The organism is Streptomyces violaceusniger Tu 4113, assembly GCF_000147815.2.
Classification (GTDB): domain Bacteria; phylum Actinomycetota; class Actinomycetes; order Streptomycetales; family Streptomycetaceae; genus Streptomyces; species Streptomyces violaceusniger_A.
In genome coordinates, this window is sequence record NC_015957.1 from 25,967 (window position 1) to 47,973 (window position 22,007).

Genomic DNA, 22,007 nt, shown 5'->3' on the forward strand with positions numbered 1-22,007 from the left:
CGCGGTGGCACGGACCGACCACGACGAGCGGCAGGACCGGCACCCCGGCCCGCCCGCAACGCCCAGCCGTCGTCCCGGCCGTGGGTGGGTAGCCGCGGCCATCGCGGTCTTCGGCGAGCTGCTGATCACCGCGGGGCTGATCCTCGCGCTGTTCGTCGTCTACTCGCTGTGGTGGACCAACGTCCTGGCCGACCGTGAGGCGAAGAAGCAGGGCGACCGGGTGCGCAAGCACTGGTCGCAGCAGGGGCCGGGCAGGCTGGACACCAAGAACGGCATCGGCTTCCTGCACGTACCGTCCATGCACAACGGCGACGTGCTGGTCAAGAAGGGCACCAGCACCGAGACCCTCAACGACGGCGTGGCCGGCTACTACACCCAGCCGGTCAAGTCCGCGATGCCGTGGGACAAGAAGGGCAACTTCAGCCTGGCCGCGCACCGGGACGGGCACGGCGCGAAATTCCACAACATCGACAAGGTCCACGACGGCGACGCGGTGGTCTTCGAGACCCGCGACACCTGGTACGTCTACAAGGTCTACGCGACGCTGCCGGAGACCTCGAAGTACAACGTGGACGTGCTGAACGCGGTCCCGAAGGAGTCGGGCCGGAAGCGGCCGGGCCGCTACATCACGCTCTCGACCTGCACCCCCGTCTACACCTCCCGCCACCGCTACATCGTCTGGGGCGAACTGGAGCGCACCGAGAAGGTCGACGCGGACCGCACGCCCCCCAAGGAACTGCGCTGACCCCCTCGGGACGGCCTCCCGGCCCCTCGGACGGTCGCTGAGCACGAAGAAGCCCCCGGCACCCTGCTCAGGATGCCGGGGGCTTCCCCGTGTCACTGCTCAGCGTCTAGAAGCCGTTCTGGCCGCCGAAGATGCCTCCGCCGTCCCCGCCTCCGTTGCCGTTCCCTCCGTTGCCCTGCCCGGCGACCGTGATGAGGTTCACGGACTGGCCCTTGGGCACTTGGGTGCCCGCACCGGGCTGGCTGGCCACCACGGTGGCCTCGTCGTCCTGCGGACCGGTGATGTTGCCCACGTTCAGGCCCAGGTCCTGGAGCGCCTTCTTGGCGTCCTTGAGCTTCTGGCCGCCCAGGTTGGGCACCGGCACGTTCTCCGCGGCTGCCTTGGCGACGGTCAGCGTGACCGTCGAACCGGGCAGGACCTCCTGGCCGCCCTTGGGCGTCTGGTCGGTGACCGTACCGGCCTCGACGTCGCCGTTGTCGACCTCCTGCGTCTGGACCTTGAGGCCCTTCCCCTGGAGGGCGGCCGTGGCGTCCGCGACCTTCTGCGTGGTCACGTCCGGGACGGTGACCTTCTGCTGTGCCTCGGCGACGGTCAGGGTGATCGTGGCGCCCTTCGCGACCTTCTTGCCGCCCTTCGGGTTCTGGTCGATCACCTTGCCGGCGGTCTGGTCCGACTGCTGGGTCTTCTGCTCGACCTTGAAGCCCTTGGCCTCGAGCTGATCCTTGGCCGACGCGTACTGCACGTTCAGGACGTCCGGCACCTCGACCCTCGCCGCGGGCTTGGGGCCCTTGGACATGGTCAGCTCGACCACGCCGTACCGCTTGATCTCGCCGCCGCTCTCGGGGTTCTGCTCGCAGACGGTGTCCTTGTCCGCGTTCTCGCAGAACTTGGAGCCGACGTTCTTGATCTTGAAGTCGCCGTTCTCCCCTTGGCTCTTGGCGTCGGCGATCGTCTTGCCGACGAGATTGGGGACCGGGACCATGCCGTCGTTCTTACCGCCGCCGAACAGCGACTTCCCGATGAAGATCGCGCCGACCAGCACCAGTATCCCCGCGACGATCAGCAGGATCGTCGAGAGGTTGCTCTTCTTGCCGGAGCCCCCGCGCCCCCGGCCACGGTCCGGCCGCTCGTCGTAGCCGAAGCCCCCGTCGTCATCGCGCATCGGCGGAAGCATCGAGGTCTGCGCCCCGGCACCGGCGTTCTGCGGCCGCAGCATCGCGGTGGGCTGGTCCTCGGAGCCGTAGCCGACCGCGCCCAGCGCGGCGGTGGCGGCCACCGGCTGTCCCTCCAGGGCCGCTTCGATGTCGGCACGCATCTCGTCGGCCGACTGGTAGCGGTAGTCGGGGTCCTTGACCAGCGCCCGCAGGACGATGGCGTCCATCTCCGGGGTGATCTCGGGGTCGTAGGTGCTCGGCGACTGCGGGTCCTCCCGCACATGCTGATACGCGACGGCCACCGGGGAGTCGCCCACGAACGGCGGCCTTACGGTCAGCAGCTCGTAGAGCAGACACCCGGTGGAGTACAGGTCGCTGCGCGCGTCGACGGTCTCGCCCTTGGCCTGCTCGGGGGAGAGGTACTGGGCGGTGCCGATGACGGCGGCCGTCTGCGTCATGGTCATACCGGCGTCGCCCATGGCGCGGGCGATGCCGAAGTCCATCACCTTGACCTGGCCGTCCCGCGTGAGCATGACGTTGGCCGGCTTGATGTCCCGGTGGACGATGTTGTTGCGGTGCGAGTACTCGAGTGCCTGGAGGATTCCGGTGGTCATCTCCAGCGAGCGCTCGGGGAGCAGCTTTCTGCCCGAGTGGAGAAGCTCACGCAGCGTGGAACCGTCGACGTACTCCATCACGATGTAGGGGATCGAGACACCGTCGACGTAGTCCTCGCCGGTGTCGTAGACCGCGACGATCGCGGGATGGTTGAGCGAGGCGGCCGACTGGGCCTCTCGGCGGAACCGGGCCTGGAAGGACGGGTCACGGGCGAGGTCCGCCCGGAGCGTCTTCACAGCGACAGTACGGCCGAGGCGGGTGTCGTGCGCGAGGTAGACCTCCGCCATGCCACCGCGGCCGAGCACTGAGCCCAGCTCATACCGGCCGCCGAGGCGACGCGGCTCTTCCATAGCTACTCCAGCCCTCTTCCGTGGTTCCCGGCCGCACCTGTGGGGGCCGGCGAAGTGCTGCTCGCGCATACCGTACCCGGCACGTCTTACGGGACCCGGCCTCAGTCGCTATCTGATACCGGACCGGTACGGCGACGTGCGGGATTGATATCCGGACGTGACGGGGGTCACTTGTCGCTCTCGGTTTCCAGTACGGCCCGCATCACGCTCTTGGCGATCGGCGCGGCCAGCTTGCCACCGGCGATGTCGCCACGGAGGGTGTCGGACCCTTCGATGACCACCGCGACCGCGACCGGCGAGCCGTTGTTCCCCTTGGCGTAGGAGATGAACCACGCGTAGGGGTTCTTGCTGTTGGCGACGCCGTGCTGCGCGGTACCGGTCTTGCCGCCGACCGTGACGCCCGGGATCTGGGCGCTGGTGCCGGTGCCCTCCTTGACCACGGTCTCCATCATGCTCTGGAGCTTCTGGGCGTTCTCCGAGCTGAGCGGCTGGCTCATCTGCTCCGGGTCGGTCTGCTCGATGGTGTTGAGGTTGGGCGCGCGCAGCGAGTCGACCATGTACGGCTTCATCAGCTTGCCGTCATTGGCGACCGCGGAGGCGACCATCGCCATCTGCAGCGGGGTGGCCCGGTTGTCGAACTGGCCGATGGACGACATCGCGTTGCCCGGCTGGTCCATCTTCTTGGGGTAGACGCTGGCGTTGGTGCGGACCGGCGTCAGGACCTCCTTGTTGAAGCCGAACTTCTCGGCCTCCTCGAGCATCTTGTCCTTGCCGAGGTCGTCACCGAGCTTGCCGAAGACCGTGTTGCAGGAGTAGCGGAGCGCCTGCCGCAGCGAGGCGTCCTTGCAGGGGATGTTCCCCTCGTTGGGCAGCGGCTGGGTGGACAGCGGGAGCTTCCAGGGGTCCGGGGAATCGGTCGGCCCGTCGATGTCCGCGTACTTGCCGTTCTCCAGCGCGGCCGCCGCGGTGACGACCTTGAAGGTCGAGCCGGGCGGGTAGGTCTGCCGCAGCGCCCGGTTGAGCATCGGGTCGTCCTTGTCGACGTCCGGCTTGAGCGCGTTGTACGCGTCGGAGTCCTTCTTGGAGGCGCCCGCGATCTTCGAGGGGTCGTAGCTCGGGGTGGAGGCGAGGGCGAGGATCTTGCCGGTGCGCGGGTCGAGCGCGGCGACGGCGCCCTTCTTGTTACCGAGGCCCTCGAACGCGGCCTTCTGGGCCTTGCCGTTCAGGGTGGTGATGACGTCGCCGCCCTTCTGCTTCTTGCCGGTGATCATGTCGATCGTCCGGTTGAAGAAGAGGCGGTCGTCGTTGCCCGTAAGGATTTGGTCTTCGAGCTTCTCGATCTGGTTGGCGTCGAAGGCCTGCGAGGCGAACCCCGTGACCGGTGCCCACATGGGACCGTTCTTGTAGGTGCGCTTGTACTTGAAGTCGGTGCCGTTGGTCTCGACGGATCCGGTGATCGGCTGGCCGTCGACGATGATGTTGCCGCGCGGCTGGCCGTAACGGGCGATCAGGACCCTGCGGTTCTTCTCGTGGTTCTTGAGCTCGTCGGCCTGGACGTACTGGACCCAGTTGTCCCGCAGCAGCAGGGCGAAGACGAGAAGTCCACAGAAGATCGCGATACGGCGCAGCGGCTTGTTCACGGTCGGACCACCTGGGTCATCTCGGCGTCTGTGGTGGGAGCGGGCGCCGGCGCCGGACGGCGCGCGGTGTCGCTGATCTTGATCAGAATGGCGACGAGTGCCCAGTTGGCGATGACGGACGAACCACCCTGTGCGATGAACGGCATGGTCATACCGGTCAGCGGGATGAGGCCCATCACACCGCCCGCCACGACGAAGACCTGGATGGCGAAGGCCGCGGAGAGGCCGATGGCCAGCAGCTTGCCGAACGGGTCACGGGCGGCCAGCGCGGTGCGCACACCGCGCTCCACGATCAGGCCGTAGAGCAGCAGGATCGCCATGGTGCCCGCGAGCCCGAGTTCCTCGCCGATCGTGGCCAGGATGAAGTCGGAGTTGGCGGCGAAGCCGATGAGGTCGGAGTTGCCCTGGCCGAGGCCGGTGCCGAAGACCCCGCCGGAGCCGAAGGCCATCATCGCCTGGGCGATCTGGTCACTGCCCCCGGTCTTGAACGCCGCGAAGGGGTCGAGCCAGGCGTCCACCCGCTGCTGGACGTGCGGTTCGAAGGTGGCGACGCCGACCGCGCCGACCGCGGACATCAGCAGACCGAAGACGATCCAGCTGGTGCGCTCGGTGGCGACGTACAGCATCACGACGAAGAGGCCGAAGAACAGCAGCGAGGTGCCCAGGTCGGTCTCGAAGACGAGGATGAGGATGCTTATCGCCCAGACCACCAGGATGGGGCCGAGGTCGCGGCCGCGGGGCAGGTACAGCCCCATGAAGCGGCGGCTGGCGAGCGCGAGCGCGTCCCGCTTGACCATCAGATAGCCGGAGAAGAACACCGCGATGATGATCTTGGCGAACTCGCCGGGCTGGATGGAGAAGCTTCCGAGGGTGATCCAGATGCGCGCGCCGAACCGGGGCGGGAAGAACACCGGCAGGATCAGCAGGATCAGCGCCACCACCATGGAGATGTAGGTGTAGCGCTGGAGAAGGCGGTGATCCTTGAGCAGGATCAGCACGCCGACGAAGAGGGCGACACCCAGCGCCGAGTAGATCAGCTGGTTGGGAGCCGAGGGCGCGAAGACCTGGCCGATGCTCTCCGCCCGCTGGGCCAGTCGCTTGGACTGGTCCAGCCGCCAGATGAGCACCAGGCCCAGCCCGTTGAGGAGCGTGGCGATCGGCAGCAGCAGCGGATCCGCGTACGGCGCGAACTTCCGGACCACCAGATGGCCGACGGCGGCCAGCAGACCGAGTCCGATGCCGTAGCTGAGCATGCCGGTGGGCATCTCGTCGCTGAGCGCGAGGCCCGCGTTGACGTAGGCGAAGACCGGAATGATCACCGCGAAGACGAGCATGGCCAGCTCGGTGTTCCGCCTGCTCGGCGGCCCGGCCGTACTGATGGTCGTCGTGTTGGTCGTACTACTGCTCATGGGTGGACGGCCCCTTACGGCTTCACTGCTGGGTGCTGCTGCACTGCGGGACCAACTTCTTCTCCTCCTCCGAGAGGGTGGGGCCGGGCTTCGGAGTGGGAGACGTCGTCGGCGTGGGCTTGGTCGTGGCCTTCGCGGCGCGTGCCCCGAGCTGGCTCTCGGTCTTGTCGTCCCCGGACTGGGCGCCGCTCTGGGACGGGCCGACGCTGTTGGAGGGACTGCCCCCGGAGCCGCCCTTCTTGCCCTTGTCGCCGCCGGTGAGGTCCTTCTGGCTGTCCTCGGCCTTCTGCTGGGCGTCGGCCTTCTTACAGGCGCCGGCGAGGGTGGCGAGGTCCTTGGTCTTGTCCTGGGCCTGGCCGAGCCCGCTGACCGTGATGGTGTCCTCCACACGGCCGCGCTGGTCGGCCGGGAGGTACTTGAGTTCGATCTCGCGGTGGTCCTCATGGACCTTGTTGAGCTTGATCCACGCGAGGTCCTGGCTGATGCCCTGGTAGATCGCGACATGGTCGCCGTTGGAGCCCACGTAGTACTGCGTCTGGGTCCAGCGATAGCCGCCGTAGAGGCCGCCGCCGATCACGGCCAGGCCCAGCACGATGAAGAGCGAGCGCTTGGCCCAGGCCTTGGCGCCGCTCTTCTTGGTGAAGTCGCCGTCGGCGTAGTCGTCGTAACTGCCCTGCGGCAGACCGCCCATGGCCGGGTCGCCGCTGCCGGGCGGTCCGAAGCCGCCGTGCGGGTCGCCCTGCTGCGGTACGGACCGGCCGAGCTCGGCCGCGCGGCCCGCGGGGGTGTGCGCGGCGCCGCCGTCCCCGAGGGGGACCTGGTTCTCGGCGACCGCGCCCACGATCACGGGGGTGTCGTTGAGCTGGGCGGCCAGGGTGTCGCCGCCGTCGACGTCGAGGACGTCGGCGACGATGCAGGTGATGTTGTCGGGGCCGCCGCCGCGCAGGGCGAGCTGGATCAGCTCCTGCACGGTCTCGTGGGGGCCCTGGTAGCTGCCGAGGGTCTCCTCGAGCGTCTGGTGGCTCACGACGCCGGACAGGCCGTCGGAGCAGATCAGATAGCGGTCCCCGGCCCGGACCTCGCGGATGGACAGATCGGGCTCGACATGGTCGCCGCTGCCCAGCGCGCGCATCAGCAGGGAGCGCTGCGGGTGGGTGCCCGCCTCCTCCTCGGTGATCCGGCCCTCGTCGACCAGGCGCTGCACCCAGGTGTGGTCCTGGGTGATCTGGGTGAGCACACCGTCGCGCAGCAGATACGCGCGCGAGTCGCCGACGTGCACCAGGCCGAGCCGCTGGCCGGTCCACAGCAGGGCGGTGAGCGTGGTGCCCATGCCCTCCAGCTGGGGGTCCTCCTCGACCATGACGCGCAACTGGTCATTGGCCCGCTGCACGGCGCTGCCGAGGGACGTCAGGATGTCCGAGCCCGGGACGTCGTCGTCGAGCTGGACGAGGGTGGAGATCACCTCGGAGCTGGCGACCTCGCCGGCGGCCTGGCCACCCATGCCGTCGGCGATGGCGAGCAGCCGGGGACCGGCATAGCCGGAGTCCTCGTTGCCCTCCCGGATCATGCCTTTGTGCGATCCGGCCGCGAAACGCAGTGACAGACTCATGCGCACCTCGCCTGTCGGCTCCGGGTACAGCCCCTTGCCAACCACGCTGCCCACCCTCCGGTCGTCATGGTCCTACTACTTCCGCAGCTCGATGACGGTCTTGCCGATGCGAATCGGCGCACCCAGCGCGATCGGTGTCGGTGTGGTGAGTCGGGTCCGGTCGAGATACGTGCCGTTGGTGGACCCGAGATCCTCGACGATCCACTGGCCGTCACGGTCCGGGTAGATCCTGGCATGCCGGCTGGAGGCGTAGTCGTCGTCCAGCACGATTGTTGAATCGTGCGCACGGCCGAGGGTGATGGTCTGCCCCTGGAGGGCGACCGTGGTGCCGGTGAGCGTGCCCTCGGAGACCACCAGCTTGGTGGGGGCACCGCGGCGGCCGCGGCCACCGGACTGCTGGCGCTGCGGCGGCGGCGCGCTCTGCCGTTGTTGCTGCTGTTGCGGCCGGTCGGGGGCGCCGCGCCGCGCCGAACCGCGCTGCGTCACGCGGGTCCCGAACAGGTCGCTGCGGATGACCTGGACGGCCACGATGACGAACAGCCACAGTACGGCGAGGAAACCCAACCGCATGACCGTGAGGGTCAGCTCTGACATTGCCCCCGCTTCACCCTTCGGCTTGCCGGTAAACGATGGTGGTGCTGCCCACGACGATCCGCGAGCCGTCGCGGAGCGTAGCGCGCGTGGTGTGCTGTCCGTCCACCACGATGCCGTTGGTCGACCCGAGATCCTGGACGGTCGGTGGGGTTCCGACCCGGATCTCGCAGTGTCTGCGGGAGACACCGGGATCGTCGATCCGCACGTCAGCGTCGGTGGAGCGGCCCAGAACGAGTGTGGGCCGGGAGATCTGGTGGCGGCTGCCGTTGATCTCGATCCAGCGGCGGGCCTGGCCCTGCTGCTGGGCTCCGGCGCCGGCCCCGGCTCCGCTGGTGCGGGGCGCCGGACGGGCCCCGGGGGGCGTGGACGGCATCGGCGGGGCACCGGCGGGCTGGGCGGGGTAGCCGTAGCCGCCGGGGCGCTGCTGCGGGGCTGCGCCGGGGCGGCCCGGCGCCTGCTGTGCGTCCTGGGACTCGCTGGACGCCAGCGTCCGACTGCGCACCCGATACAGGCCGGTGTCGAGATCGTCGGCCTTCTGCAGATGCACCTTGATGGCGCCCATGAAGGTGTAACGCTGCTGCTTGGCGTAGTCGCGGACCATGCTGGCCAGCTCGTCGCCGAGCTGGCCGGAATACGGGCTGAGCCGCTCGTAGTCGGGCGTGCTCAGCTCGACGATGAAGTCATTGGGGACGACCGTCCGGTCGCGGTTCCAGATCGTGGCGTTGTTGTCGCACTCCCGCTGGAGGGCGCCGGCGATCTCGACAGGCTGGACCTCGGACTTGAACACCTTGGCGAAGGTGCCGTTCACGAGGCCCTCGAGACGCTGCTCGAAGCGTTTCAGTACTCCCACGGGGCACCTCCTTCCGTCACTCGTGCTCTATGCCGTCCTGGTACTGCTTACTGATCGTATCCACGCGTCGGGAAATCGGGTGGTTCCCCTTCCCGGCCCTGTGGAGCAGTGTCACCCCTCACAGGGATCGTAGAGGTGCCCTGACGACAGTGTCCCGCAACCGTGACGCTCCACGGACGGGTGGGGGCGGGGGCGCCGGTAACGGGTGTGATTACACCCCGGAGGGCGTGCTAATGTTCTGGATGTCGAAAGGCGCTCCACACGAACCGGACAGGTCGAAACGATCAGCCGGAGAGCGGGACGAGTGGCCGGACGGCAGCACCCATGCGCGGGTGGCGGAATAGGCAGACGCGCTGGATTCAGGTTCCAGTGCCCGAAAGGGCGTGGGGGTTCAACTCCCCCCTCGCGCACCAGTCGGAGCGGGCCTCTCAGAAGTGACGAAAGTCGCTTTTGGGGGGCCCGCTTCGCGTTGTGGCAGGGGTCTTGCCGGGGCCTTCCCTTCTCAGGGAAATGGCTAGGGGCCTCCCCGGGGAGGGGAGGCCCCCTGTGGCCTGATGCCCGGGTGGGACGGGATCGGGCGGGTCAGGCCGGGTCATGCGGTCGGGCTGATCAGATGGTCAGGCTGATCAGGCGGTCGGGCTGATCAGGCGGTCGGGCTGATCAGGCGGCGAAGCGGGTGGCGAGCTCCTTGGCCTTGGCCGCGGCCTCCTCGTGGGCCTTCGTCTTGGAGGCGTCCGAGGCATCGACCAGCTCGGCCATGGCCGGATTGCTGCGGGCCAGCGTGAGTTCCGGCACAACGAAGGTGACATCGAGGCCGAGCCCGTCGCCCAGCGCCTTCCCCAGGTAGTTCGTGACGAACTCGAAGCTCTCCCGCGGGGTGCCGGGGCCGTAACCGCCGCCACGGCTGGCGACGACGACGGTCGGGGTGCCCGAGGTGGTGGTCTGCTCGGCGCCCGCGGTGCGGCCCATGATGATCACGTGGTCCAGCCACGCCTTGAGGGTGGAGGGGATCGTGAAGTTGTACATCGGGGCGGCGATCAGGACCGTGTCCGCCTGCTCGAGCTCGCTGGCAAGGGTCTCCCGCAGGGCGAACGCGGCGTGCTGCTCGGGCGAGCGCTGATCGGGAGCGGCGAAACCGGCTGCGGCGGCGAGGCCGTCCAGGTGCGGCAGCGGCTCGGCGGCCAGGTCGCGATAGATCACCGTGCCGTTCGGGTGCTGGGCTTCCCATTCCTTGCGGAAGGTGGCCGTGACCGAGCGGGAAGCGGAGGCTTCACCAGGGAAGACGGACGTGTCGATGTGCAGAAGAGTCGGCATGAATGCCTCCAGTGAAGAGGGCTCGGTAAGGAGCCCGTAATACCTACGTACCTACTGATGACACAGTAGCTTACTTTTCTGCAGTCCCGAACGAGAACGCAGTAGTCTGTATTCCATGGCGAAGGATCGTGGGGAGCACAACGAGCAGGCCTGCAAGCAGGTCGACGGCGAGATGACGCGGTTCTTCGAGCTGTTCGGCAAGCGCTGGACGGGACTCATCGTGGCCGTGCTGACGGAGCAGGCGGCGTACTTCGCCGAGCTTCGGCGAGCCATCCCGGGGATCAGTGAACGGATGCTGTCGGACCGGCTCACCGAGCTCTCCGCGGCGGGTCTGGTGGTGCGGGAGGTCGACGCCGGGCCACCGCTGCGGGTGGCCTATCGGCTGACCGACGCGGGGAAGGCGCTGGAGCCCGCGCTGAAGGAGCTGTCGCGGTGGGCGGAGAGCCATCTGCCCTCGGGCGGCGAGGACTGCCCGGAGCAGTTCCGGGGCTGAGCCCGGGGTCGGGGCCGGGGCTGGTTCCGTGACTGGGCCTGGGCCTGGGGTCGGGGCTGGTTCCGTGACTGTGCCGGGGCCGGGGCCGGGCCGGGCCGAGTTGAGTCGCGTCTGATCAGGGATTTCACCATGATCGCCGAGGTTTTCCACAGGCTCTGACGGGGTGGGCTGACAGGGGGTACGGTCTGCTCAGTCGATGTCGTGTGCGAGGAAGGCGGGGGCGCGATGACGGACGACCGGAGCGGTCAGGACGGCGGAAGCGGCGAGGGCGGCCGGGGCGAAGAGAGCGGCCGGAGCGCAGAGAGCGGACAGAACGGCGAGCGGGGACCGGGCGGCGAGGCCACCGCGGGCGGGGCGGCCCGGCGGCTGCCGCCGGTTGCGGGCTTCGCCGTCTGGCGCGGTGACGGGCAGTCTCCCCGGCAGCGGGGCAAGGCGCTGCGCAAGCGGGTGCCGCGCTCGGTGCATGCCGAGCCGCCGAGGGGCGACGGGCGGCCGGATCCGGTGGCGGCGGTCGAGCGGTCGAACGCCGGGCGGCTGCCGGAGCTCACCCCGATCCGGGTGGGGCGGATGGCCGCGGGCCCCTTCTCCTTTATGCGCGGGGCCGCCGGGCTGATGGCGCACGACCTCACGAGCACGCCGGTGACCGGTATCGGGGCACAGCTGTGTGGCGATGCCCACGCCGCCAACTTCGGGATCTACGGAGATGCGCGCGGTGGCCTGATCATCGATCTCAATGACTTCGACGAGACCGTCCACGGCCCGTGGGAGTGGGATGTGAAGCGGCTCGCGGTCTCGCTGGTGCTGGCCGGCCGGGAGGCGGGAGCCGACGAGGACACCTGCCGGGCGGCGGCGCGGGATGCCGTGGGCGCCTATCGGCGCACGGTGCGGCTGCTGGCCAAGCTGCCGGCGGCGGACGCGTGGAACGCGATCGCGGACGAGGAGCTGGTCTCCCACACGGACGCCAAGGACCTGGTCGGCACGCTGGAGCGGATCTCCGAGAAGGCCCGGCGGAACACCAGCGCGCGGTACGCGGCCCGGTCCACCGAGCCCGTGCCGGGTGAGAGGGGCTCCTCCGGTCGGCCGGAGGCCCGGCGCTTTGTGGACGCGCCGCCGGTGCTGCGGAGGGTGCCGGACGAGGAGGCGGCGGCGGTGGCCTCGTCGCTCGCCGAGTATCTGGGCACGCTGTCGGAGGACCGGCTCCCGCTGCTCTCGCGGTACGAGGTGCACGATGTGGCGTTCCGGGTCGTCGGCACGGGCAGTGTGGGCACCCGCTCCTATGTGGTGCTGCTGCTCGACCACCGCGGCGAGCCGATGGTGCTCCAGGTGAAGGAGGCGCGCCCCTCCGCGCTGCTGCCGCATGTGGCGAAGGCCGGTTTCGAGGTGCCGGACGTCACACATGAGGGGCGGCGGGTGGTGCTCGGCCAGAAGCGGATGCAGGTGGTCAGCGACATCCTGCTGGGGTGGACGACGGTGCGGGGGCGGCATTACCAGGTGCGGCAGTTCCGCAACCGCAAGGGAAGTGTGGACCCGGCGGCGCTGGCCGCGGACCAGATGGACGACTACGGGCGGATGACCGGCGCGCTGCTGGCGCGGGCGCATGCCCACAGCGCGGACCCTCGGCTGCTGGCAGGTTACTGCGGCAAGGGGGAGGAGTTGGACGAGGCGGTGGCCGCCTTCGCGGTGGCGTACGCGGATCGCACGGAAGCGGATCACTCCGCGCTGGTCCTGGCGGTGCGCAATGGCCGGATAGCGGCCGAGATGGGGGTGTGAGGCGCGGGGCGGGGGTGCGAGCTCGGTCGCCGATCACCGCCGGACGTAGTCTGAGCGGGTGACGAATCCGGAAGCGCAGCAGCAGGCACGGCAGTCGGTGTCGGACGCGGAGCCCCAGGCGGAGTCGCACGACCTGTCCGGGGAGACGCGATCCGGGGAGACATGGCCCGGGGAGACGCGGTCCCAGGGGCCCTGGTCCGAGGAATCCCGGTCCGAAGATGCCGGGTCCGGGGACGCGGGGTCGCCCGGGGACGCCGCGTCCGGGGATGCCGCGGACGCCGAGGATGCCCGTGCCCAGGAGGAGGCTCAGGCCGCCGAGCGTCTGGAACGGGCGGTGCGCGCGGCCGAGCAGGCGCTGATCGAGTTCGAGATCGCGGTGGAGACCTTCCGGGTGGAGGTGGAGAACTTCTCCCGGCTGCACCACCAGCGGCTCGGCCCGATGTACTCGCGCCTCGACGAGCTGGACGCGCTGATCGCCGAGGCGGTCGCGGCGCGCACCGGCGATCCGGAGGACATCCGCAAGGCCCATGAGGCGCGGGGGCTGGTGCAGCCGATGCCGGGCGTGGAGGAGCTGTTCCACGGCTGGATCGACTCCGAGGGGCTCTCACCGGAGGCGGCCGCGATGCTCACCGAGCGGCCCGTACAGCCGCCGCCGCGGGTGCGGCCGAGCGAGGAGGCCCGGCGGATCTACCGGGAGCTGGCCCGTAAGGCTCATCCGGATCTGGCCGAGGAGGAGGCCGAGCGGGAGCGGCGCGGTGCCTTCATCGTGCGGGTCAACGCGGCGTACGCGGCCGGGGACGAGGAGGCGCTGCGGGCGCTGGCCGCGGAGTGGGAGGCCGGTCCGCCGCCGCCGGAGCGGCGGGCGAGCCGGAGCGAGGAGCTGTATGCCCGGCTGGAGTGGCTGGCCGAGCGCAAGGAAATGCTGGCCGCGGTCGCCGCGGAGCTGGAGTCGAGCGCGATCGGCGCGATGATCAAGATGGCGCCGGAGGACCCCGACCGGCTGCTGGACGAGATCGCCGAGCAACTGCTGGCCCAGGCCGCGGAGAAGGAGACCCGGCTCGCGGAGCTGGTGCGGTAGTAGGTTTGCCGCAGCTACAGATGTCATGTGAGAGGTGTGTCTGATGCATTTTGCCCAGCTTCCCCAGATGGAGGCGGCGGCGGTACCGGCCGATGGCCTTCTGCTGGATGTCCGGGAGGCCGACGAGTGGACGGCCGGGCATGTCGAGGGCGCGCTGCACATTCCGATGGGCCAGGTCGTGGCGCGGTTCGATGAGCTGACGGCGGCGGTCGGCGAGGGGCAGCGGGTGCATGTGATGTGCCGGGTCGGCGGCCGCTCCGCGCAGGTGACGCAGTATCTGGTCGCGCAGGGCCTGGACGCGGTGAACGTGGACGGCGGGATGCTGGCCTGGGACGCGGCGGGCCGCCCGATGGTGAGCGGCCCCGACGGCACCGCCGAAGGGGCCTTTGTGCTCTAGGAGTTTCCCTATGATCGGCGGGACTCGCCGGTCAGCCGAGGGGGTGGGCGGCGAGGAGTTCGCCCAGTGCCTCCTCATGGGCGGCGGCGGATCCCAGCGAGAGCTCCAACTGCTTGCCCCATGCGTGGTAGCGGTGCAGGGGGTAGTCGGTGACCGCGCCGAAGCCGCCGTGCAGATGCTGTGCGGTCTGCACGACGCGGCGCACGCCCTCGGCGGCCCAGATCTTGGCGACGGCGACATCCCCCGCGATGGGCAGCGCCCCGCTCGCCGTCGGCCGTTCCTCGTCCAGGGACAGCCGCCAGGCCGCCTGCCACAGCGTGGCCTCCATGGCCCGCAGATCGATATAGCGGTCGGCGGTCTGCACGGCGACCGCCTGGAAGCTGGCGAGCGGAAAGCCGAACTGCTCGCGCTCGCTCACATAGGAGCTGGTGAGGTCCAGCACTGCCGAGCCCAGGCCCAGCGCGAGCGCACAGGTGCCGGTGGTGAGGAGATCGCGCAGCCATTCCCAGGCGCCGTCCGAGGCCAGCACCTCGCGGTCGGCGAGCCGCACTCCGTCCAGCCGGATCTCGGCCTGCCGCTCACCGCTGGTGGAGATCTGCTCATCGAGGACGACGCCCTCATGGTCGCGGGGGACCAGGGCGAGGATCGTCCGGCCCTCCCCGGTGTGGGCCGGGATCAGCACCCGCTCGGCGCCATGGGCCCAGGGGACCGCGGTCTGGACACCGTCCAGCACCCAGCCGTCCCCGTTCCGCCGTGCCTGGACGGCGAGTTCGGCCGGGCCATGGCCGGTGCGGCCGCTGGAGGCCGTGGTGAGGACCAGCTCACCGCTCGCGGCCCGGGGCAGTACGGCGGTGCGCAGCTCGGCCCCGCCGTACCGCTGCACGGCCAGCGCCGCGGCGCTGGACTCCAGCAGCGGCACCCGGGCCAGCACCCGGCCGCATTCCCGCAGCACCAGACAGAGGGCGAGCGGGTCGAGGCCCGAGCCCCCGTACTGGGGGTCGAGGCTCAGGCCGAGCAGATCGCTCTCGGCGAGCTTCCGCCACAGCGCGCGGTCGAAGTCCTCGGCGACGGCGCCGGCGGTCAGCGCGGGGCTGGGCACGCTGTCCGGTGTGACGGAGGAGAAGACGGCCTTCGCCGCTTCGACGGCCGCCTGCTGCTCCTCGGTGAAGGTGAAGTCCACTGTCCGTACCTCCCGCGCCGCGGCTTTATCTGACGGGCCGTCAAGATAGAACAGGTTCTACAAGAAGGGAACGCCGGTGCCGCGCCCGGGATGTCAGCGGTCGAAGTCCAGCTCCACCCGCTCGCCCACCGGATGGGACTGACAGGCCAGCACATAGCCCGCCTCCACCTCGTCCGGCTCCAGCGCGAAGTTACGGTCCATCCGCACCTCGCCGGAGACCAGGAAGGCCCGGCAGGTCCCGCAGACCCCGCCCTTGCACGCATACGGCGCGTCGGCCCGGTTGCGCAGCACCGTCTCCAGCAGCGGCTCCCCTGCCTGGACCGGCCAGGTGCCCGACCGGCCGTCCAGGGTCGCCGTGACCTGCGACGCCGTCCGGGCCGGATCCGGCCCGGGGGAGACGTCCTCGGCGGGGGCCGCCTCCACATGGAAGATCTCCTGATGGACCCGGCCGCGGGAGACCCCGAGGCCGCGCAGCGCCCGCTCGGCGGCGCGCACCAGACCATAGGGCCCGCACAGGAACCAGCCGTCCACCGAGGCGACCGGCAGCAGCGCCGGCAGCAGGGCGGTCAGCCGCTCCTCGTCGAGCCGCCCGGACACCAGCCCGGCCTGCTGCTCCTCCCGGGAGAGCGCGCACACCAGCTGGAACCGGTCGGGCCAGCGGTCCTTGAGGTCGGCGACCTCCTCCAGGAACATCGTCGAGGCCGCGGTGCGGTCGCTGCGGATCAGACAGAAACGCGCCTCGGGCTGCCGGCTGAGCAGCGTGGCCGCGATGGACAGCACGGGGGTGATGCCGCTGCCGCCGACGACCGCCGCGAAATGGCCGGGCCGGGGCTCCAGGACGAAACGGCCGGCCGGGGCCATCACCTCCATGACCTCGCCGACCGCCAGCTCCTTGAGGGCATAGGCCGAGAACTCACCGCCCTCGACCAGCCGCACCCCGATCCGCAGGAACTCAGGGCCCTCCGCGCCAGGGGCCGGGGTGCACAGCGAATACGTCCGGCGGATCTCCGCGCCGTCCGCGAACCGGCGCACCGCGATGTGCTGACCCGCCGTGAAGCGGAACGTCTCCCGCAGCGCGGGCGGCACCAGGAGGGTGACCAGCACCGCGTCATCGGTGAGCCGGCCGACCGCCGCCACCCGCAGCGGGTGGAACGCGCCGTGGCGGGGCGTGGCCCGCTTCACCGCCTCCGTGGCCATCACAACTCCTTGAAGTGGTCGAACGGTTCACCGCAGGCCGTGCAGCGGCGCAGCGCCTTGCAGGCGGTGGAGGAGAAGCGGCTCAGCAGCTCGGTCTCGGTCGAGCCGCACTGCGGGCAGCGCACCGCCAGGGCCACCGGCACCGGGCCGTCCGCCGCCGCACGGCGCGGCGCGGGCGGCGCTATGCCGGACTCCGCCAGCTTGCGGCGGCCCTCGGCGCTGATCGCGTCCGTCGTCCAGGGCGGGGAGAGGACCGTGCGCACGGCGACCTCGGGGACGCCGTGGTCATGGAGCAGCCGCTCGATATCGGTGGCCATCGACTCCAGCGCCGGGCAGCCGGTGTAGGTGGGCGTCAGCTCGACCTCGACCCGGCCCGGCCCCAGCAGCCGCAGCCCGCGCATCACGCCCAGCTCGGCCAGGGACACCATCGGCAGCTCGGGGTCCGGCACGGATCCGGCCAGCCGCAGCAGCTCCTCCTCCAGCGGGGTTGTGCCGGACGCGGGGGGCGTGGGTGCCGCGGAGGGTGTGGGCGTCACCATGTCGCCCCCGGGTGGCTGCGGTGCAGATGCTGCATCTCGGCGAGCATCCTGCCGAACGGCTCGGTGTGCAGGCCCTGGCGCCCCGCCCCGGCCGCCCAGCCGCCGCGCCGCGGCCCCTCGGGCACCGCCAGGGTGGCGCGCTCCAGGACCGAGCTGATCCGGGTCAGCCAGGCGTCGTGCAGCGTGTGCCACTCCACGTCGCACCCCTCGATCGGCTCGAAGAGCTCACCGGTGAACCGCCAGAGCGCGTCCAGCCCCCGCCGCATCCGCTCATGGCTCTCCTCCGTGCCGTCGCCGAGCCGCAGGGTCCACTGCTCGGCGTGGTCGCGGTGGTAGGCCACCTCCTTGACCGCCTTGGCGGCGAGCGGGGCGAAGGGGCCGGTGCCGCGCGCAAGCCGCTCGTACAACAGCTCCTGGTAGGTGGAGAAGTAGAGCTGGCGGGCGATGGTCTGGGCGAAGTCACCGTTGGGCTGCTCGACGAGCTGCACGTTCCGGAACGCCCGCTCCTCGCGGAGATAGGCCAGCTCGTCCTCGTCGCCGGCGAGGGAGAGCAGCACCCGGGCCTGACCGAGCAGGTCGAGGGCGATATTGGCGAGCGCGACCTCCTCTTCCAGCACGGGGGCGTGCCCGGCCCACTCCCCCAGCCGGTGGGAGAGCACCAGCGCGTCGTCGCCCAGGGCGAGGGCCGCGGTCATAGATGCCGCACCCCCTCCGGGATCGCGTAGAAGGTGGGGTGACGGTAGGGCTTGTCGGCGGACGGCTCGAAGAACGGATCCCGCTCGTCCGGCGAGGAGGCGGTGATCTGGGCGGACGGCACCACCCAGATCGAGACGCCCTCCGAGCGCCGGGTGTACAGATCCCGTGCGTTCCGCAAAGCCATCTCCGCGTCGGGGGCGTGGAGGGATCCGGCGTGGGTGTGCGACAGTCCGCGCCTGCTGCGGACGAACACCTCCCACAGCGGCCACTCGGCGCTCGGGCTGCCGCTCATGACTGTGCCTTCCCGTGCTTGGCCGCGTGTGCCGCGGCCGCCTCGCGCACCCAGGCGCCTTCCTCATGGGCCCGGCGCCGCTGGGTGATCCGCTGGGTGTTGCACGGGCCGTTTCCCCGCAGGATCTCGCGGAACTCGTCCCAGTCGATCGGCCCGAAGTCGTAATGCCCCCGCTCCTCGCTCCACCGCAGCTCGGGGTCGGGGAGGGTGAGGCCGAGGGATTCGGCCTGGGGGACGCAGATGTCGACGAAGCGCTGGCGCAGCTCGTCATTGGAGTGGCGCTTGATCTTCCAGGCCATCGACTGGGCGGAGTGGGCCGAGGCGTCGTCCGGCGGGCCGAACATCATCAGCGACGGCCACCACCAGCGGTCCACCGCGTCCTGCGCCATGGCGTGCTGGGCCTCGGTGCCTTGGCTCAGGGCCAGCAGCAGCTCATACCCCTGGCGCTGGTGGAAGGACTCCTCCTTGCAGATGCGGACCATCGCCCGTGCGTAGGGCCCGTAGGAGCAGCGGCACAGCGGGACCTGGTTGGTGATCGCGGCGCCGTCCACCAGCCAGCCGATGGCTCCGACGTCTGCCCAGGTCAGCGTGGGGTAGTTGAAGATCGAGGAGTACTTCTGGCGGCCGCTGTGGAGCTTGTCGAGCAGCTCCTCCCGGCTGGTGCCCAGGGTCTCCGCCGCGCTGTAGAGATACAGGCCGTGGCCCGCCTCGTCCTGGACCTTGGCCATCAGGATCGCCTTGCGCCGCAGCGAGGGGGCGCGGGTGATCCAGTTGGCCTCCGGCTGCATGCCGATGATCTCCGAGTGGGCGTGCTGGGCCATCTGCCGCACCAGCGTGGCCCGGTAGTCATCGGGCATCCAGTCGCGCGGCTCGATGCGCTCGTCCGCGGCCAGGGCGGCGTCGAACACCGCCTCGTACGCCCCCGCGTCCGCCGCCATCGTCGTCATGCGAAGCCCCTCCGCCCATCCGTCTCCGCCGACCGGCCAGCCGACCGACCGATCGTTCGGTTCAATGGTGTGCTGAGGAACGTAGGGTGTCAACCCTGTGGATAACGCTGAGGACGCTGTGCCGAGTGGTTCCGCATGGGTACGGTGCCGGGGGCGTGGGGCCACGGGGTGCGCGGCCGACCGGCGTGCGAGAGGACCTGGACCATCGGGAGCGGGGCGGGGTATGGCGGGGCGGGGTATGGCCGGGACGGAGCCGGAACCAACGGAACCGGAACCGGCGGAACCAGAGCCGACGGAACCGGAGCCGGCGGAACCAGAGCCGGCGGAGCCGGAGCCGGACGACGACGCGGCGGAACCGCTCACCGCGCTCTCCCTGCCCGCACAGCTCATCATCGCGGTGGGCATCGCGGTCGCCGCCGTCGCCGCCGCGATCCATCTCTCGGCGGCCTTTCTGGCCGTCTCACCGCCCAACACCCTCACCAAGCGGCACGGCGCGGCGATCGACGACTACATCTATCCGGAGTTCGAACGGGTCTGGAAGCTCTTCGCCCCCAACCCGCTCCAGCAGAACATCGCCGTCCAGGCCCGCGCCGAGATCCGCACCCGCGAGGGCGGCACCGCGACCACCGGTTGGCGCGACCTCTCGGCCCAGGACGGGGCGGCCATCCGCCACAACCCGCTGCCCAGCCACACCCAGCAGAACGAGCTGCGCCGCGCCTGGGAGTTCTACGTCGGCTCGCATGACGCGCAGGAGCGGCCGCAGGGCATGCGCGGCAGCCTCTCCGAGCAGTACATCCGCCGGATCGTGATGCTCCGCTTCGGCCGCGAGGAGGACGGCGGCACCGTGGGGCGAATACAGGTGCGCTCCGCGACCACTCCGGTGGCCCCGCCGTCCTGGAGCGACGAGAAGATCGACACCAAGACGATCTACCGGACGCTGCCGTGGTGGACGGTGACCACCGATGACATCCCGGAGGCGAAGAGCCGGTGACCCCCTCCGCCCGCTTCCAGACCGCCGTGGCGCATGGCTACGCCCGTGTCACCGGATCCGCGCTCGGCGCGCGGCAGAGCGCCGTCGTGCGCATCGGCTTCTCCTTCACCTGGCTCCTCTTCCTGGTGCGCGAATGGCCTCACCGCCGGGAGCTGTACGGGCCGGACGGCCCGTGGAACTGGGACATGGCCGCGCGGCTGATCGATGGCAACCGCGCCTTCAGCGCGCTCATGTGGTCCGACGGCGGGGTATGGTTCGAGGTCGTCTACGCCCTCGCCCTCGTCTCCAGCGCGCTGCTGCTGGTGGGCTGGCGCACCCGCACCATGTCCGTGCTGTTCATGATCGGGGTGCTGTCGCTGCAGAACCGCTCCATCTTCGTGGGGGACGGCGGCGACAATCTCATCCATCTGATGTCGATGTACCTGGTGCTGACCCGGTGCGGTCAGATGTGGTCGCTGGACGCGCGCCGGGCGGCCCGGCAGGCGGACCGCGAGGGGCCGCCGCGCGACACCACCGGAATCGTGCTGTGGGCCCTCACCGGGACCGCCCTGCTCTGGGTGCAGCTGTTCACCGACGCCCGGCTCTCCCTGATCTCCGACGGCCCGCTGCCCGGGCTGGGCTGGGCCACCGTCCTGTGGGGGCTGTGGATCGTCCAGGCCGGCTGGTGGCTCGTCAAGCGTTACGCACCGGGGGAGCCGCGAACCGTTCTGGACGCGCTCGCCAATGTGGCGCACAACGGCGCCCTGGTGGTGATCATGGCCGAGGTGTGTCTGCTGTACGCCACGGCCGGCTGGTACAAGATCCAGGGCTCGCGCTGGCAGGACGGTACCGCCCTCTACTACCCGCTGCATCTGGACTACTTCTCGCCCTGGCCGGGGCTGACCGACGTCATGGCGTCCAGCGGCACCCTGGTGATGGTGCTGACCTACGGCACGGTCATCGTCCAGGTGGCCTTCCCGTTCACCCTGCTCAACCGGCGGGCCAAGAACGTGATGCTCGTCCTGCTGATGCTGGAGCACCTCGGCATCGCCGTGATGCTGGGGCTGCCCTTCTTCTCGCTCGCCGTGATCGCGGCGGACTCGGTCTTCCTGCCGACGAACTTCCTGTGCTGGGCCGCGGCGCGGCTGGGCCGGGCCCGGGACCGGCTGACGGCGCCCGCGGTGTGGCTGCCGGGGCAGCGGGTGCGGGAGAGCGACGGGGAAACCGTGGACGGCACCCTCGTACGCTGGGGGAATGATCGATGACGAGGCCGCGCAGGCCGTACGGCACTGGCGCGCGACGGCCCCCGAGACCGTCCTGCTCGACGGCTTCCACGCGCTGAAGCACGCGCTGCGGTTCGGCGCGGAGGTGCGCGCCGCGGTCACCAGCGACAAGGCGGCCGCCGTGGAACTCGCCGCGGACCTGGCCGACGATCTCACCGAGACGATCGCGGATCTCCTGGTGGAGGTGGAGGCCGGGACCCTGCGCGATCTGGTGCCCAGGGTGCACCCCACGAGGGTCGCCGCGCTGGCGGTACGGCGCGGCCGTCAGGGGAATCTGGACGAGCTGTCCAAGCGGCCCCGGGCGGCCCCGGTGGTCGTCCTGGACAACCCCCGCAACCTGGGGAACGTCGGGGCCGTCGTCCGGCTCGCCGCCGGTTTCGGGGCCACCGGCGTGGTCACCACCGGCGATATCGATCCCTGGCATCCGAACGCCGTGCGGTCCGGCGCCGGGCTTCACTTCGCCACCGCGGTCGAGCGGCTGCCGGGCGACGCCCTTCCGGAGGGGCCGCTGTATGTGCTGGACGCGGAGGGGGAGGACATCCGGTCCGTGACCATCCCCGATGACGCGCTGCTCGCCTTCGGCTCCGAGCGGCACGGGATCTCGCCGGAGCTGCGGAAGCGGGCCACGAGACTGGTGGCCCTCCCCATGCGGCCACAGGTCTCCAGCTACAACCTGGCCACCAGCGTGGCCATGGCCCTCTTCCACTGGGGCGGCCCCGCGCACCCCGCCTAAGCGCTCCGCTGGAAGGGCCCTGACATGACGTCGACCGTCTGCGGCGCCGTCGTGGCCGGTCGCCCACGCGGCGGAGCCGCACATCGACACAGCCGCGGCGGAGCCGCACGTCGACACAGCCCCGCACCCCTTCGGGGCGCCTCCGAACCGCA

Annotated in this window: 21 protein-coding genes and 1 tRNA gene; 9 read left to right on the top strand and 13 right to left on the bottom strand. The window is 70.5% G+C overall.

Translation table 11 applies throughout. The features are described 5' to 3' along the window. The first annotated feature begins 4 nt into the window (after positions 1-4). Positions 5-745 carry a class E sortase gene (locus STRVI_RS00120; RefSeq protein WP_014053585.1) on the top strand — a complete coding sequence of 247 codons (741 nt, stop codon included), beginning with the start codon at positions 5-7 and terminating at the stop codon, positions 743-745. Positions 746-851: 106 nt separating this feature from the next. Here the strand turns inward: STRVI_RS00120 and pknB are convergent, their stop codons facing one another. The 6 genes from pknB to STRVI_RS00150 form a co-directional block, all read right to left on the bottom strand. Beyond that, complete coding sequence (gene pknB, locus STRVI_RS00125; protein WP_014053586.1) at positions 852-2,864, bottom strand: Stk1 family PASTA domain-containing Ser/Thr kinase; 2,013 nt, start codon at positions 2,862-2,864, stop codon at positions 852-854. A gap of 167 nt (positions 2,865-3,031) precedes the next feature. Beyond that, positions 3,032-4,504: a peptidoglycan D,D-transpeptidase FtsI family protein gene (locus STRVI_RS00130; protein ID WP_014053587.1), complete on the bottom strand. Its 1,473-nt coding sequence runs from the start codon at positions 4,502-4,504 to the stop codon at positions 3,032-3,034. Further along, positions 4,501-5,913 carry an FtsW/RodA/SpoVE family cell cycle protein gene (locus tag STRVI_RS00135; RefSeq protein ID WP_014053588.1) on the bottom strand — a complete coding sequence of 471 codons (1,413 nt, stop codon included), beginning with the start codon at positions 5,911-5,913 and terminating at the stop codon, positions 4,501-4,503. Before STRVI_RS00135 ends, STRVI_RS00130 begins: the two co-directional genes overlap by 4 nt. Positions 5,914-5,935: 22 nt before the next feature. Further along, positions 5,936-7,522 carry a PP2C family protein-serine/threonine phosphatase gene (locus STRVI_RS00140; protein ID WP_043237521.1) on the bottom strand — a complete coding sequence of 529 codons (1,587 nt, stop codon included), beginning with the start codon at positions 7,520-7,522 and terminating at the stop codon, positions 5,936-5,938. Positions 7,523-7,597: 75 nt separating this feature from the next. Then, positions 7,598-8,116, bottom strand: a complete 519-nt coding sequence (locus STRVI_RS00145) for an FHA domain-containing protein FhaB/FipA (RefSeq protein ID WP_014053590.1) — start codon at positions 8,114-8,116, stop codon at positions 7,598-7,600. Between the two features lie 10 nt (positions 8,117-8,126). Beyond that, positions 8,127-8,966: an FhaA domain-containing protein gene (locus STRVI_RS00150; RefSeq protein WP_014053591.1), complete on the bottom strand. Its 840-nt coding sequence runs from the start codon at positions 8,964-8,966 to the stop codon at positions 8,127-8,129. Between the two features lie 326 nt (positions 8,967-9,292). Between STRVI_RS00150 and STRVI_RS00155 the strand changes: the two genes are divergently transcribed. After that, positions 9,293-9,379, top strand: a tRNA-Leu gene (locus tag STRVI_RS00155). A 247-nt stretch (positions 9,380-9,626) separates the two neighbouring features. On the opposite strand, the gene STRVI_RS00160 is transcribed toward STRVI_RS00155, so the two are convergent. Then, on the bottom strand, positions 9,627-10,280 hold the full coding sequence (locus tag STRVI_RS00160; RefSeq protein WP_014053592.1) for an FMN-dependent NADH-azoreductase: 654 nt from the start codon (positions 10,278-10,280) through the stop codon (positions 9,627-9,629). 115 nt (positions 10,281-10,395) lie between these two features. On the opposite strand from STRVI_RS00160, the gene STRVI_RS00165 reads away from it, so the two are divergent. From STRVI_RS00165 to STRVI_RS00180, 4 genes are all read left to right on the top strand, one after another. Beyond that, the gene (locus STRVI_RS00165) at positions 10,396-10,773 is read left to right on the top strand and encodes a winged helix-turn-helix transcriptional regulator (RefSeq protein WP_014053593.1); all 378 of its coding nucleotides are present in this window, start codon (positions 10,396-10,398) and stop codon (positions 10,771-10,773) included. Between the two features lie 225 nt (positions 10,774-10,998). Next, positions 10,999-12,543 (top strand): DUF2252 domain-containing protein, encoded by a 1,545-nt coding sequence (locus STRVI_RS00170; RefSeq protein WP_014053594.1) that lies wholly within the window; start codon positions 10,999-11,001, stop codon positions 12,541-12,543. Positions 12,544-12,640: 97 nt separating this feature from the next. Next, a complete protein-coding gene (locus STRVI_RS00175; RefSeq protein WP_014053595.1) occupies positions 12,641-13,621 on the top strand; it encodes a hypothetical protein in 981 nt (326 codons plus the stop codon). Positions 13,622-13,664: 43 nt separating this feature from the next. Next, positions 13,665-14,018 carry a rhodanese-like domain-containing protein gene (locus tag STRVI_RS00180; protein ID WP_014053596.1) on the top strand — a complete coding sequence of 118 codons (354 nt, stop codon included), beginning with the start codon at positions 13,665-13,667 and terminating at the stop codon, positions 14,016-14,018. Positions 14,019-14,049: 31 nt separating this feature from the next. Here the strand turns inward: STRVI_RS00180 and STRVI_RS00185 are convergent, their stop codons facing one another. The 6 genes from STRVI_RS00185 to paaA form a co-directional block, all read right to left on the bottom strand. Beyond that, complete coding sequence (locus STRVI_RS00185; protein WP_014053597.1) at positions 14,050-15,198, bottom strand: acyl-CoA dehydrogenase family protein; 1,149 nt, start codon at positions 15,196-15,198, stop codon at positions 14,050-14,052. 93 nt (positions 15,199-15,291) lie between these two features. Next, entirely contained in the window at positions 15,292-16,395 is a 1,104-nt protein-coding gene (locus STRVI_RS00190) for a 2Fe-2S iron-sulfur cluster-binding protein (protein WP_014053598.1), read from the bottom strand. Then, on the bottom strand, positions 16,395-16,934 hold the full coding sequence (gene paaD / locus STRVI_RS00195) for a 1,2-phenylacetyl-CoA epoxidase subunit PaaD (protein ID WP_014053599.1): 540 nt from the start codon (positions 16,932-16,934) through the stop codon (positions 16,395-16,397). Before paaD ends, STRVI_RS00190 begins: the two co-directional genes overlap by 1 nt. After that, positions 16,928-17,629, bottom strand: a complete 702-nt coding sequence (gene paaC, locus STRVI_RS00200; protein ID WP_014053600.1) for a 1,2-phenylacetyl-CoA epoxidase subunit PaaC — start codon at positions 17,627-17,629, stop codon at positions 16,928-16,930. The genes paaD and paaC overlap by 7 nt, the downstream gene beginning before the upstream one ends. Beyond that, positions 17,626-17,922 (bottom strand): 1,2-phenylacetyl-CoA epoxidase subunit PaaB, encoded by a 297-nt coding sequence (paaB, locus tag STRVI_RS00205; RefSeq protein ID WP_014053601.1) that lies wholly within the window; start codon positions 17,920-17,922, stop codon positions 17,626-17,628. The genes paaC and paaB overlap by 4 nt, the downstream gene beginning before the upstream one ends. Further along, positions 17,919-18,869 (bottom strand): 1,2-phenylacetyl-CoA epoxidase subunit PaaA, encoded by a 951-nt coding sequence (paaA, locus tag STRVI_RS00210; protein WP_014053602.1) that lies wholly within the window; start codon positions 18,867-18,869, stop codon positions 17,919-17,921. The genes paaB and paaA overlap by 4 nt, the downstream gene beginning before the upstream one ends. 238 nt (positions 18,870-19,107) lie before the next feature. Between paaA and STRVI_RS00215 the strand changes: the two genes are divergently transcribed. From STRVI_RS00215 to STRVI_RS00225, 3 genes are read left to right on the top strand one after another with little or no spacing between them, the layout of a single operon-like run. Continuing rightward, complete coding sequence (locus STRVI_RS00215; RefSeq protein WP_251982529.1) at positions 19,108-19,860, top strand: DUF5819 family protein; 753 nt, start codon at positions 19,108-19,110, stop codon at positions 19,858-19,860. Beyond that, complete coding sequence (locus STRVI_RS00220; RefSeq protein ID WP_014053604.1) at positions 19,857-21,104, top strand: HTTM domain-containing protein; 1,248 nt, start codon at positions 19,857-19,859, stop codon at positions 21,102-21,104. Before STRVI_RS00215 ends, STRVI_RS00220 begins: the two co-directional genes overlap by 4 nt. After that, positions 21,094-21,855 carry a TrmH family RNA methyltransferase gene (locus tag STRVI_RS00225; RefSeq protein ID WP_014053605.1) on the top strand — a complete coding sequence of 254 codons (762 nt, stop codon included), beginning with the start codon at positions 21,094-21,096 and terminating at the stop codon, positions 21,853-21,855. Before STRVI_RS00220 ends, STRVI_RS00225 begins: the two co-directional genes overlap by 11 nt. The last annotated feature ends 152 nt before the right edge of the window (positions 21,856-22,007 follow it).

Excerpts from the sequence above, each read along its gene's own strand:
- STRVI_RS00190 (WP_014053598.1), bottom strand. The coding sequence starts at position 16,395 with ATGGCCACGGAGGCGGTGAAGCGGGCCACGCCCCGCCACGGCGCGTTC.
- STRVI_RS00140 (WP_043237521.1), bottom strand. The coding sequence starts at position 7,522 with ATGAGTCTGTCACTGCGTTTCGCGGCCGGATCGCACAAAGGCATGATC.
- pknB (WP_014053586.1), bottom strand. The coding sequence starts at position 2,864 with ATGGAAGAGCCGCGTCGCCTCGGCGGCCGGTATGAGCTGGGCTCAGTG.
- STRVI_RS00225 (WP_014053605.1), top strand. The coding sequence starts at position 21,094 with ATGATCGATGACGAGGCCGCGCAGGCCGTACGGCACTGGCGCGCGACG.
- paaA (WP_014053602.1), bottom strand. The coding sequence starts at position 18,869 with ATGACGACGATGGCGGCGGACGCGGGGGCGTACGAGGCGGTGTTCGAC.
- STRVI_RS00145 (WP_014053590.1), bottom strand. The coding sequence starts at position 8,116 with ATGTCAGAGCTGACCCTCACGGTCATGCGGTTGGGTTTCCTCGCCGTA.
- paaD (WP_014053599.1), bottom strand. The coding sequence starts at position 16,934 with ATGGTGACGCCCACACCCTCCGCGGCACCCACGCCCCCCGCGTCCGGC.
- STRVI_RS00135 (WP_014053588.1), bottom strand. The coding sequence starts at position 5,913 with ATGAGCAGTAGTACGACCAACACGACGACCATCAGTACGGCCGGGCCG.
- STRVI_RS00170 (WP_014053594.1), top strand. The coding sequence starts at position 10,999 with ATGACGGACGACCGGAGCGGTCAGGACGGCGGAAGCGGCGAGGGCGGC.
- STRVI_RS00160 (WP_014053592.1), bottom strand. The coding sequence starts at position 10,280 with ATGCCGACTCTTCTGCACATCGACACGTCCGTCTTCCCTGGTGAAGCC.
- STRVI_RS00180 (WP_014053596.1), top strand. The coding sequence starts at position 13,665 with ATGCATTTTGCCCAGCTTCCCCAGATGGAGGCGGCGGCGGTACCGGCC.
- paaB (WP_014053601.1), bottom strand. The coding sequence starts at position 17,922 with ATGAGCGGCAGCCCGAGCGCCGAGTGGCCGCTGTGGGAGGTGTTCGTC.
- STRVI_RS00215 (WP_251982529.1), top strand. The coding sequence starts at position 19,108 with ATGGCCGGGACGGAGCCGGAACCAACGGAACCGGAACCGGCGGAACCA.
- paaC (WP_014053600.1), bottom strand. The coding sequence starts at position 17,629 with ATGACCGCGGCCCTCGCCCTGGGCGACGACGCGCTGGTGCTCTCCCAC.
- STRVI_RS00165 (WP_014053593.1), top strand. The coding sequence starts at position 10,396 with ATGGCGAAGGATCGTGGGGAGCACAACGAGCAGGCCTGCAAGCAGGTC.